The following is a 13,034-nucleotide window of genomic DNA, read 5'->3' on the forward strand; positions in this document are numbered from 1 at the left end:
GCAAGGTGATTTTTTTGTATAACTTTCGTTGCCGCACCCGCATAGCGGGTGGTTTTATGATTCGCGACTACGTCGCGAACCAGTCTAAAGACAATAATATAAAGGTCAAATTTCTATACTATACATTTGACCTTTTAATACATCCCCCTATAATTGGACTTAATCTTAAATTATAGGTATAATAAATGAGATATATTTTTATGAAAGAAGGTGTTGTTATGGCAGAAGCATTAGGACAAGAACTGTTAATTGATTTATATTCCTGCGATGAAGATGCAATCTCATCCGCTACAGCTGTACAAGAAAGTGTAGCAACCGCATTTGATTTAGCTGACCTTGATGTTGATGAAATCAGTTGTCAAGTTATGGACGAGGAGATCGCCCTCCTATCTGTTGCACCAGGCTTTCACTTTACGTTGCACACGTATCCTGCTCTAGGTTATGTGGCTGTAGATTTGTATTCTTTTGAGCAATCCTTACCGCTCACATTAATTATGAAAGCATTGCGTAAATCTTTCAGAGCAGAAAAGGTAAAAGCAACAAGTGTACAACGTGGCGACTTTGGTAACGAGCGCGATATGAAGCCACGTCGCAAAACTAAGATTACTACACTTGGTCGTGTTTCTCGTACACGTATTCAACTCAAACAAACAGGTGGCAAGTTGAAAAAACAAAGTGCTAAGGTTATCAAAACATTAGCTAAAAAAAGTGGCCTAAAAAAATAATACAAAAGGACTAACCTTATGGACTGCACCCCAAAAATTGGACACAATTTTTGGGGTGCAGTTCATTAGTTAGTCTTTTTTAGATAGATACAAAAAGGCTAGAGGAAATTCCTCTAGCCTTTTTAAGGTTCATATTTTATTTATAATAGCTTATCTACGAACCATCATTTCTTCAAGATCGAGAACATCAGCAATTTCATCAACATCATCACAGATGTACTCTGCATCGGCTTCTTTTAGTTCAGCTTCTGTACCATAACCATAAGTAACACCGATAGAAATACAACCAAGTTCGTTAGCTGCCTCTACATCATACTTACGATCGCCTACCATAAAGGCCAAACGACGACCATTGTCATCAGTTAAAGGATTACCACAAAGTTTAAGAGCCTTTTCAAGAATCTCTTTCTTATGCAATAAACCACTTTCATAATTAGCTCCCACAATTACATCAAAGTAAGGTGTTAATTCAAAGTGATCTAAAATATCCTTAGCATAATGCTCAGGCTTTGCTGTAGCAACGGCAATAGTATATTGTTCTGTTTTGCATTTAGCCAATAAGTCTACAATATTCGGATACACTTGATTTTCAAATTTACCGATTGTACCATATCGTTCACGGAATTTAAAGTACGTTTCTTCCGCTTGCTCAAAGGTCATGCCACAATGTTCTTGAAAAGCATCTACCAATGGTGGTCCTAAAAATAATTGCAATGTTTCTTCATCTGGTACATCATAGCCAAAATGTTCCAATGCAAATTTAATACTTTTAAGAATACCTTCTTGAGAATCTGTTAAAGTTCCATCTAAATCAAATAATATTGTTTTCTTCATATTATTTCTTTAAAGCCTCTTTTAATGTATGCCATGCAAGAACTGCACACTTAACACGTGCTGGCATGTTAGAAATATTTTGCAATGCCATAGCATCTTCTAATTCTTCTAACTCATTTTCATCAGTAATTTCTTTTTTGATCATACCTAAGAAAATTTCTACCAAACGAAGAGCTTCCTCAACAGATTTGCCCTTAATGATATCAATCATCATAGATGCAGACGCTTGACTGATAGCACATCCAGAGCCGGTGTAAGCAGCATCTTTGATAATGCCATCTTCTACGTTGAGTTGTAATGTTAGATCATCACCACAACTAGGGTTATGGCCATGTTCAGAATTTGTAAAATGAGCTAACTCATGTTTATTACGCTTATCTTGGTTATGTTCCAAAATAAGTTCTGTATATAATTGATCCATTTCCATTGATGGTAAATCTCCTAATCTTTAAAACCCATTACTGAACGAACTGTCTTCAATACTTCAAGGAATGCATCTAGATCTTCCTTACGAGTATATAAGTACATGCTTAGACGAGTAGATGCAGATACATTGTAGAATGCACCTAATGGTTGTGCACAATGGTGTCCAGAACGAACACAAATGCCTTTAGAATCCAAAATTGTAGCTACATCATGAGGATGGACATCATCTACAGTGAATGCAATTACGCCATGTTTTTCCTTAGGGTTTTGGGAACCAATCACATGAACATGTGGCAATGCAACAATTTTAGGAAGAATATATGCTACTAGTTCCTCTTCGTAGGCTTCAATAGCATCCATGCCAAAGGATTCTAAATAATCAATTGCCGCATGCAAGGAAACGGCACCGTCAGCATTTGGTGTACCTGCTTCAAACTTATATGGAAGCTCATTGAATGTAGCAGTTTGTTCTTTTACATATTCAATCATATCCCCACCCAATAGGAAAGGTGGCATAGCTTCTAACAACTCACGTTTACCATAAAGTACACCAATCCCTTGAGATGCACACATTTTATGACCAGAGAATACGAAGAAATCACAATCTAATTCTTGAACATCAATTTTTTTATGAGGTGTAGATTGAGCACCATCGAGAACTACTACAGCACCTACGGAATGCGCTTTTTCAGTTAATTCCTTTACAGGGAATTCCATACCAAGCACGTTACTAACATGAGCAAAGGCAACAATTTTAGTGTTCTCATCAATTTTATTGATTTCACCATCTTTTAAATGCCCATGTTCATCAAGGTACATATATTCTAAGGTTGCCCCTGTTTGTTCTGCTACATATTGCCATGTTACAAGATTGGCATGATGTTCCGCAACAGTAATGACAATTTTGTCACCTTTCTTCACATTATGAAGACCATAGCTATGAGCAATCAAGTTCATAGATTCTGTACTATTACGTGTAAATACAACTTCTTCACGTTCACGAGCATTGATAAATTCAACTACGCGATCACGTGCATTTTCATAGTCTTCAGATGCTTCAATAGCTAAAATATGAGAGCCACGATGTGGATTACCATTACGTTGTGTCATATGTTCCACAACACGATCAATTACGGATTGTGGAATTTGTGCAGTAGCACCACTATCCAAATAGATAACGCGGTGCCCATTATGCTCTTTATGTAGTATAGGAAAGTCTTTGTATGCTTCTGCAATTGGTCTCATAAAAACGCCTCTTTAAATTTTATTACGTACAGCTGCTAACGCTGCTTCTTCAATCGTTTCGTCACCAATGCGATCAATAATAGGTCGAATCATAGATTCTACAATGATATGTTTTGCTTCTACTTCACTAAAGCCACGGCTCATGATATAGAACAATTTATTATGATCAATTTGGCCTGCACTCGCTGCATGATTACCCACTACATTATCTTCTTTACACAATAATAGAGGTAAAGAAACAGATTTTACAGTTGGATCTAACAATAAGCAAGTATCTTCTTCCGCACCTTCAGAAGCTGTTGCACCATGAAGGAAATCAAGAGTACCACGGAAAGATTTTTTAGAATTGCCACTAAGAGCACCTAATGTATGAATATCACTAAAGGATTTTTTACCACCATGACTCATAACCATGGAGATATCAAATTTTTGTTCTTCGTTACCAAGATAAGCAATATCATGAACCATACGAGATTCTTGACCTACTAAATCATGATAGTAGTTCAAAATATTTTCACTACCACCAAGTTCAATGTTAATGTATTCTACATCTGCTTTATCTTCCAATTTTGTATAACGATGTTCGATATGTTGTACATGTTCAGGTAAAAGATTTACCTTTTTCACTACAACTTTACCGCCTTCTTTTACATCGTATTCATTTAGATAGCTAACATTTGTTAATGCTTCACCAGCGCCAGTTACATAGAATTGGACCTCTAGTTCTGCCTCTTCACCAACGATGAATTGGAAACGATTAGCTACACGTGCATTAGCATCAATGCGGATGCCTACAACTTCCTTTGCCTTAGCAGGAACATTGATAGCATAACCTTCTGCATTATCCACCAATGCTTGAACAGCATCCTTATTAGCACCTTCATATTTAGCATCTAACAGTGCTGTTCCTGTAGGCAATGGTGAAAGTATATTTTGATTCGCTTCTACAGCGATGGCTTGTACAGATGTATCTTCTCCAGCTAGAGAGCTTACAGTATGGTTAACACGCAACCATCTGAATGTCGGTCTAGGGAGTTCATTAAATAGTAATTCGCTCATAATTCCTCCTTAACCGATAGAACCTTCTAATTCAAGATTGATTAGATTGTTCATTTCTACAGCATACTCAAGTGGTAATTCTTTGGAGATTGGCTCAACGAAACCACGAACGAGCATTGCACGAGCTTCTTCTTCGCTAATACCACGTGTCATGAGATAGAAAATCGCTTCGTCGGAAATACGACCGATTTTTGCTTCATGACCTAAATCCACATTATCGTTTTCTACGATAATAGCTGGAATTGTATCAGATTGAGACTCTGCATCAAGCATCAAGGATTCACAAGATACAGTCGCTTTGGAATGTTCTGCTTTAGGACCAATTTTCAAAAGACCACGATAAATAGCAGCACCACCGGATTTGGAAATAGATTTAGAGTTTACATTACTAGTTGTGTAAGGAGCATTATGAACTACCTTACAACCAGTATCAAGGAATTGTCCTTCGCCAGCAAATGTTACACCTGTGAATTCAGCATGTGCACCTTCACCATTAAGGATACTCATTGGATACAAGCAAGATACCTTAGAACCGAAGGAACCAGATACCCACTCAATAGTACCACCTTTACCTACTACACAACGTTTTGTGTTAAGGTTGTACATGTTTTTAGACCAGTTTTCAATTGTAGAATAACGCAATGTAGCATTATCCTTTACAAACAATTCAACAGCACCGGCATGAAGGTTAGATACGTCATATTTAGGAGCGGAACAGCCTTCGATGAAGTGCAATTTAGCCCCTTCTTCTACGATGATCATAGTATGTTCAAACTGACCAGCACCTGGTGCATTCAAGCGGAAATAGGATTGCAACGGAATTTCTACTTGTACGCCTGCTGGAACATATACGAAGGAACCCCCAGACCAAACGGCACCATGAAGAGCAGCCCATTTATGATCTGTAGGTGGAATCAATGTCATCCAGTATTTTTTTACGATTTCTTCATGCTCATGAAGTGCGGTTTCAATATCAGTATAGATAACGCCTTGTTTAACAAGATCTTCTTGAATACTGTGGTATACAACTTCAGAGTCATATTGAGCACCAACACCTGCAAGAGATGTTTTTTCCGCTTCTGGAATACCTAAGCGGTCAAAAGTACTTTTAATTTCTTTTGGAACTTCGTCCCAGTTTTCTTTCATATCTACTTTTGGCTTAACATAAGTATGGATATTTGCCATATCTAAGCCAGAAATATCAGGAATCCAATTTGGAATACCCATGCGATTGTAGATTTCTAAAGATTTCAAACGGAAGTCAAGCATCCATTCAGGTTCATTTTTATTAGACCAAATTTCACGGATAATATCTTCTGTTAAACCAGCATCAGAAATATAAGAATATTCAAAGTCATTCTTAATATCGTAGACACCACGGTCCATATCCGCGACTTGGGTTTTCTTTCTTTCTTCCATTGTGCCTCCTATGCTAATGCTTTGTATGCGTCGTAACCTTTTTCTTCGATTTCACGTACAAGAGAAGCATCACCAGTTTTAACGATCTTACCATTGATCAATACATGAACGAAATCAGGTTTTAATTTTTGCAAGATTTGGTTATGGTGAGTAATGATCAATACAGCATTTTCTTCGTTATGGAAACGTTGTACACCTTCAGATACGATACGAACCGCATCTACGTCAAGGCCGGAGTCTGTTTCATCAAGAATAGCCAATTTAGGATTCAAAATGGACATTTGAAGAATTTCATTTTTCTTGCGTTCACCACCGGAGAACCCTTCATTTACATAACGTTGTGCATAAGATACATCGAAGGATAATTCATCCATTTTTTCTTTCAATTCTTTTTTGAAAGATAAAGCACGTACATTTTCACCAGTAATTGTAGATTTCGCAGTACGGATAAAGTTTTCTACTGTAATGCCAGGAATAGAAATTGGATTTTGGAAGGACATAAAGATACCTGCTTTCGCACGATCATTTACTGCATCTTCCGTAATATCTTTACCATCAAAAATAATAGAGCCACTATCTACAGTATATGTAGTGTTACCCATAATAGCATTGGCAAGTGTAGATTTACCTGCACCATTCGTACCCATTACAACATGGATTTCACCTTTATTAATTGTTAAGTCGATACCTTTTAAGATTTGTTTACCTTCAACGGATACCTTTAAATCTTTTATCTGAAGTAATTCAGCCAAAATGTTCACTCCTTCTCATAATGTATGTATCGATAAGAAACATACAAGCATTATATGTAAAACGTATATATTGACACATATAAAAAGGCGGTACGCACTAACGTGAATACCGCCGTAATTCTCGCTAACTTAGCAAGTATGTGCATAACAATCTATAATCATTATACAGTCTTATCTAAATGATAGCAAGATATTCCTACTAAAATATACAGGAATTAAAAGAATATCATATATTACATATATTGATAGGTTTTTATTAATATTCATTCTCATCCTATTCGATTCTCAATATTAAATTATAGGTTAGAGAAATCGAGGGTGCCAAACAAATCATCATATGTTTCAGCACGACGAATTTGTGTAACAGAACCGTCTTTATGTAATAACAACTCAGCAGAGCGCAATTTACCATTATAGTTGAAGCCCATAGAGTGACCGTGCGCACCAGCATCATGAATGATGATACGATCCCCAATATCGATTTTTGGCAACTCACGTTGAATAGCAAATTTATCATTATTTTCACATAAAGAACCAGTTACATCGTACACGTGATCCTTAGGTGCATTTTCTTTACCCATTACAGTAATATGGTGGTAAGAACCATATAATGCTGGACGCATAAGGTTTGCCATACAGGAATCTAAACCGATGTAGTGACGATAAATATCCTTTTTGTGAATTGCTGTAGAAACTAAGTAACCAAATGGACCTGTAACCATACGACCACATTCATAAGCCAATGCTACATCACCAAGGCCATTAGCTACGAGAATTCTATTGTAAGCCTCTTCTACACCCTTGCTAAGCGCTTTGAAATCTACAGGTGTTTGTTCTGGTTTATAAGCAACACCTACACCACCACCAAGATCAATAAACTCAACATTGATGCCTAGTTCATTTTTAATATCTACTGCTAGATTGAAGCAAAGTTCAGCAGTGCCAACTAAGCCATCAATATCAAGCTCGTTAGATACAACCATTGTATGGATACCAAAGTGTTTTACACCTTTAGCTTGCAATTGTTTGTAAGCTTCAAAAATTTGTTCACGTGTCATACCGTATTTAGCTTCTTCAGGAAGGCCGATAATTGTATTGCCGCCTTCTTTTAAGGAGCCTGGGTTATAACGTACGCAGAATGTATCAGGCAAAGAACCATGATTTTTTTCCAAATATTCAATATGAGTAATATCATCAAGATTGATGATAGCACCTAATTCAAGTGCTTTTTTATATTCCACATATGGTGTGTCATTAGATGTGAACATAATATCATGACCTGTAATGCCCACTTTTTCACATAGCATTAACTCTGCTAAGGAAGAACAATCGGCACCTACACCGAGCTTTTGTAATACACGCATAATATATGGATTAGGAGTTGCTTTTACAGCAAAATATTGTTTGAACCCTTTATTCCAAGAAAATGCATTAATGAATGCTTTCATATTTTCAATGATACCTTCTTCATCATAAATATGGAATGGTGTTGGGTATTGGGCAATAATATTTTCCAATTGTTCAGCTGTAAACGGAACTGTTTTTGTATTCATAATAACCTCGCTATACAAATAAAAGACCCATCAAACGATGAGTCTATTATCCTAATTATTATTTAAATAAAGCTTTATCAAGGCTATAGCGACCTGCGCCAGCGAAGAACAACATAAGAGCACCGAAGCCCATTTGAGATGGGTAATCCCAGCTAAAGAAACTACCACTAAGATTTAATGTCGTTGCTATTGCTAATGTACCTATGAGTAACAAAGATCCAATTCGTGTAAATAGACCAATTACTATAAGTACACCACCTATCATTTCTGCATATGCGGCCATAGTACCTAATATTTCATAACCACCAGGTACACCTAATGGTGCCAACATAGCTCCAACTTTATAAAGGCCTTCAGCACCGCTCAAGTACTTTAAATATCCATGATAAAACATGGAAATACCAAGTGCCAAACGGTAAACTAAGAGGCCAAAATTAATATAATTAGGTTTACTTTTAAAAATAAAGCTTAACATAGTAATCCTTCTTTCAAAGCAAAACAAAATCGAAATAATTCGATATCGTTATTATAGAGGAGAAAAACTACCATGTCAAACTAGACTCAATATTAAATTCTATAGAATTATAACATATGTGGTATACAAAATCAATTTTATCGATTTGATAAACCTCATATGTTAGTCTAATTCGAATCATAAGTATAAAGAAAAATCGTCTGCTATTTATACGATTTATACTATTGGTACTGTCTATATCATATGTATTGTAAAATACCATTGCTAATTTAGATAAATACAAAATAATCCTAATGAAAAAGTGAACATATAGTTCCTAATTCATTAGGATTATTCTAAATTTTATAGATTATGCGCTAAGCAGTTGATTACATCATACCGCCCATGCCACCCATTGGAGGCATTGCAGGTGCTGCAGCATTTTCTTCTACTTTATCAGCTACGATTGTTTCAGTAGTCAATACAAGAGATGCAATGGATGCAGCATTTTGAAGTGCAGAACGTGTTACTTTAGCAGGGTCCACGATACCAGCTTTAACCATGTCGATATATTCTTCAGTCAAAGCGTTGAAACCAACACCAGCTTCTGTATTTTTAACTTTTTCTACTACAACGGAACCTTCAAGACCAGCATTGTAAGCGATTTGACGAAGAGGTTCTTCTACTGCACGTTTAACAAGGTTAATACCAGTTTGAACGTCGCCAGTTTCTTCCAATGTGTTCAATGCAGGGATAATATCGATGAATGTAGTACCACCACCAGCTACGATACCTTCTTCAACAGCTGCACGAGTTGCGTTCAATGCGTCTTCGATACGAAGTTTTTTATCTTTCATTTCAACTTCTGTAGCAGCACCTACTTCGATAACTGCAACACCACCGGATAATTTTGCAAGACGTTCTTGTAATTTTTCACGGTCGAATTCGGAAGTTGTTTCTTCTACTTGTGCACGGATTTGGCTTACACGTTTAGCGATTACGTCTTTATCGCCTACACCATCGATGATTGTAGTTTCATCTTTAGTGATGCGAACTTGACGAGCTGTACCAAGATCAGTAAGTTCTACAGAATCAAGTTTGCGGCCCATATCTTCAGTAATTACAGTACCACCAGTCAAAATAGCGATATCTTCAAGCATAGCTTTACGACGATCACCGAAGCCAGGAGCTTTTACAGCTACTGCTTTGAAAGTGCCACGCAAACGGTTTACTACCAATGTAGCCAATGCTTCACCTTCTACATCTTCAGCGATGATAAGAAGTTCTTTACCTACTTTTACCACTTTTTCAAGTGTTGGCAACATATCAGCGATAGCACTAATTTTACGGTCAGTAATCAAGATATATGGGTTATCCATTACAGCTTCCATACGGTCAGGATCAGTTACCATGTATGGGGAAATGTAACCACGGTCAAATTGCATACCTTCTACTACGTTTAATGCAGTTTGCAAGCCTTTGGATTCTTCTACAGTGATAACGCCGTCGTTACCTACTTTTTCCATAGCTTCAGCAATTAAGCCACCGATTTCTTCGTCCGCTGCGGATACACTTGCAACTTGAGCGATTTCAGCTTTACCAGAAACTTTAATGGAACGTTTTTTAATTTCTTCAACCAAAGTTTTAACTGCTGTTTCAATACCTTTTTTCAAGATCATTGGGTTAGCACCAGCTGCTACGTTGCGCATACCTTCTTGGATCATAGCTTGTGCCAATACTGTTGCAGTAGTAGTACCATCACCTGCTACGTCATTAGTTTTAGTAGCAACTTCTTTAACTAATTGAGCGCCCATGTTTTCAAATGGATCTGGAAGTTCGATATCACGAGCAATAGTTACACCATCATTTGTGATTGTTGGGGAACCGAATTTTTTATCCAATACAACATTACGACCTTTTGGTCCCAATGTAACTTTTACAGCGTTTGCCAATTGATCAACGCCACGACCTAAAGCGCGACGAGCTTCTTCATTAAACAAGATTTCTTTTGCCATATGTATTACCTCCTAGATAATAACAGTATCTAATGTAAGGGAATGTATATGCCCGTAGGCAATATAGAATGTATCAATAGTAGGTTTAGCTCTATACAGCTATAAATTAGCTATTATAGTACTGCTAAGATATCGCGTTCGCTAATGATCAAATGAGTAGCGCCATCGATTTCTAATTCGCTACCAGCGTATTTTGCGAACATAACAGTATCGCCAACTTTAACTTCTGGAGCTACACGTTGACCATTGTCATAAACTTTACCAGCACCTACAGCTACTACTACACCTTCTTGAGGTTTTTCTTTTGCTGTATCAGGAAGGAAAATACCACTTTTAGTTTTTTCTTCTTTTGCTTCTAAACGGATAAGAACGCGGTCAGCTAATGGTTTTAACATATGATGTCACTCCTTATTTACTAGTTATTATTTACAATTTATTAGCACTCTAAGTTACCGAGTGCTAATCACATGTATTATTATAACCTATGTCAAAATAAATGCAAGCAGAAATTTTGATTTTTTGACTTTTTAGCTTTTATTTGATATTAGACACAAAAGACTAGTATAAGTTTTGATTCTTATACTAGTCTTTGTATCTATTTTGAAACTTGATTAATTAATGCTTTACAGATATTAACAATACTATCTCGTTTCTTCATACTTAGGGCGCGAATACGATTATAGGCTTCCTCTTCTGATATAGAGTATAGCTCCATCAATATACCGGTTCCTTTTTGAATGATTTTACGATCCTCTAATGATTGTTCTAATTCAGCCATTTTTTCGCGTAGCTCAGCATCACTATGATAACGCCCTAATGCCATTTCTAAGGTTGGAACCAATTGTTCTTCACGAACAGGCTTAATTAAATATCCATATACGCCAGATTCTCTAGCCTTATTTATTAAATCCTGTTGACTATAACTTGTTAATAGAACTACAGGTGCTTCATGGTGAAAGCCAATTTGTCGTGCTGCTTCGATGCCATCTAATTCTGGCATTTTTACATCCATTAGAACAATATCAGGTTTATATTCTTTGCAAAGCTTGATGGCTTCAACACCATTAGTCCCTTCTGCCACAACTTCATGACCAGAGGATTCAATAATATCGCGTAGATCCATACGTATAAGGGATTCATCATCCACTATTAAAACGCGCATTTACTTCTCCTTCTTCATATGTATTGTCACTAGAACACCGGCATCAGTATTTTTAACAGATAGACGCCCTTTTAACTCATGGGTAACTAAATTATTAATGATAGTTAATCCTAAACGCTTATTCGAGTTAATAGAGAAATCTTGAGGTAATCCTTTTCCCGTATCAGAAAAATCTAATACAATATATTCCTCTAATTCCGAAACAGCTAGACGAATCTCCCCTGCTTTACCATCTAAACCATGTTCAAGGCTATTAGTAATTAATTCATTAGTTATGAGGGATACATAACTTGCCATATGAGAGGAAATCAATATATCTTCTCCACTATAGGTAAAGGTAACCTCTTGGTCTTGTCTGATCATACTCATGCGCAACAAACGACATAACTCGTCATAGATTGATCGGATACCAATATAATCCTCATCATAATGGGACACAATATCGTGAACCAAAGCCATACTTTCTATACGATTGATTCCCTCTTGTAAGGCTTGTTTCACTTCTGGCAGGCTAGAACGTCTTGCTTCCATACGTAGTAATCCCGCAACAGTTTGTAAATTGTTTTTTACACGGTGATGAACCTCTTTGATAATAGAATTCTTTACCAGCAATTCTTGTTGCTGCTTACTTTCACGGGTACAATCATGAAGCACGAGGAAACAACGTGTTTCATTACGGCCCATCGCAATAGGAATCATATGCTGGCGAATTACCATATCTTGATATATTTCTTCACTAGTATATATCGTTCTATCTGCCAAGACTTGTTGGATAGCAGATATTTTTAAAGTACTGCTATAAATTGAAGAGCCTACTAAGCGTCGATCAAAGCCTAACAAGTCTACCAGTTGTAATGCAGCATCATTGCCGTACAGAATTCTATGAGAATCATCAAAAATAATTAAACCATCAAAATAAGAAATAGGTTCGTAAGATTGAATTTGTTCGTCCGTAGCAGTCAACATGAGACGTTGCATCGTATCAGATAAAGTATATTCTTGTTCATATTGCTCTACCTTGATAGATGGAGATACTGTAAAAGCTATCCCCCCAATAATACGTCCGCCATTATCGACAACAGGAAAAACATGTTGTCGTTGATCATGCTCTACCCCAATAAGAGGTTGACCATTTTCCATCATAGAATGCCACGTATTATTTCCTTTTAATTGACGAGTTATAACACCTTGTTCGCTCCGTTCAATGCATAGCATATCTGAACGTTGCTGCATATCACCTTGTGATTTTTCTAGAAGAGGCGTAAAAATCTGTATCCTTTGACGGGTCAAAGACTCGCCAAAGGATATAAGTTTACTAATATGCTCAAGTAATGAGGTTTGTAATGGTCCTAATGGTGTTGTATTTAAAATATCTTGACCAATATCCACA

General features: G+C 36.7%; 13 protein-coding genes. 1 reads left to right on the forward strand and 12 read right to left on the reverse strand.

Going from position 1 to position 13,034, the window contains the following annotated elements; translation table 11 throughout:
* Positions 1-218: 218 nt before the first annotated feature.
* Positions 219-725 (forward strand): S-adenosylmethionine decarboxylase, encoded by a 507-nt coding sequence (locus tag KH109_RS01225; protein ID WP_005386379.1) that lies wholly within the window; start codon positions 219-221, stop codon positions 723-725.
* A 150-nt stretch (positions 726-875) separates the two neighbouring features.
* Here the strand turns inward: KH109_RS01225 and KH109_RS01230 are convergent, their stop codons facing one another.
* From KH109_RS01230 to KH109_RS01285, 12 genes are all read right to left on the reverse strand, one after another.
* On the reverse strand, positions 876-1,559 hold the full coding sequence (locus tag KH109_RS01230; protein ID WP_295214920.1) for an HAD hydrolase-like protein: 684 nt from the start codon (positions 1,557-1,559) through the stop codon (positions 876-878).
* Position 1,560: 1 nt separating this feature from the next.
* Positions 1,561-1,986: a Fe-S cluster assembly sulfur transfer protein SufU gene (gene sufU, locus KH109_RS01235; RefSeq protein WP_024066921.1), complete on the reverse strand. Its 426-nt coding sequence runs from the start codon at positions 1,984-1,986 to the stop codon at positions 1,561-1,563.
* Positions 1,987-2,000: 14 nt separating this feature from the next.
* Complete coding sequence (locus KH109_RS01240) at positions 2,001-3,230, reverse strand: SufS family cysteine desulfurase (protein WP_060924276.1); 1,230 nt, start codon at positions 3,228-3,230, stop codon at positions 2,001-2,003.
* Positions 3,231-3,242: 12 nt separating this feature from the next.
* On the reverse strand, positions 3,243-4,289 hold the full coding sequence (locus tag KH109_RS01245; RefSeq protein WP_295214926.1) for a SufD family Fe-S cluster assembly protein: 1,047 nt from the start codon (positions 4,287-4,289) through the stop codon (positions 3,243-3,245).
* A gap of 9 nt (positions 4,290-4,298) precedes the next feature.
* Entirely contained in the window at positions 4,299-5,708 is a 1,410-nt protein-coding gene (gene sufB, locus KH109_RS01250) for a Fe-S cluster assembly protein SufB (protein ID WP_295214929.1), read from the reverse strand.
* A gap of 8 nt (positions 5,709-5,716) precedes the next feature.
* On the reverse strand, positions 5,717-6,460 hold the full coding sequence (gene sufC / locus KH109_RS01255) for a Fe-S cluster assembly ATPase SufC (protein WP_295214932.1): 744 nt from the start codon (positions 6,458-6,460) through the stop codon (positions 5,717-5,719).
* Positions 6,461-6,756: 296 nt separating this feature from the next.
* Positions 6,757-8,013: a diaminopimelate decarboxylase gene (locus KH109_RS01260; protein WP_295214934.1), complete on the reverse strand. Its 1,257-nt coding sequence runs from the start codon at positions 8,011-8,013 to the stop codon at positions 6,757-6,759.
* A 58-nt stretch (positions 8,014-8,071) separates the two neighbouring features.
* Positions 8,072-8,488: a DoxX family protein gene (locus tag KH109_RS01265; protein WP_129823082.1), complete on the reverse strand. Its 417-nt coding sequence runs from the start codon at positions 8,486-8,488 to the stop codon at positions 8,072-8,074.
* A gap of 368 nt (positions 8,489-8,856) precedes the next feature.
* Positions 8,857-10,482 (reverse strand): chaperonin GroEL, encoded by a 1,626-nt coding sequence (gene groL, locus KH109_RS01270; RefSeq protein WP_024066582.1) that lies wholly within the window; start codon positions 10,480-10,482, stop codon positions 8,857-8,859.
* 113 nt (positions 10,483-10,595) lie between these two features.
* Complete coding sequence (gene groES / locus KH109_RS01275; protein WP_004696047.1) at positions 10,596-10,877, reverse strand: co-chaperone GroES; 282 nt, start codon at positions 10,875-10,877, stop codon at positions 10,596-10,598.
* 200 nt (positions 10,878-11,077) lie between these two features.
* Positions 11,078-11,644, reverse strand: a complete 567-nt coding sequence (locus tag KH109_RS01280) for a response regulator (RefSeq protein ID WP_119208027.1) — start codon at positions 11,642-11,644, stop codon at positions 11,078-11,080.
* Complete coding sequence (locus KH109_RS01285; protein WP_295214937.1) at positions 11,645-13,033, reverse strand: sensor histidine kinase; 1,389 nt, start codon at positions 13,031-13,033, stop codon at positions 11,645-11,647. It abuts the gene before it with no gap.
* Position 13,034: the final 1 nt, after the last annotated feature.

It is taken from the genome of Veillonella sp. (assembly GCF_018381775.1).
GTDB lineage: Bacteria > Bacillota > Negativicutes > Veillonellales > Veillonellaceae > Veillonella.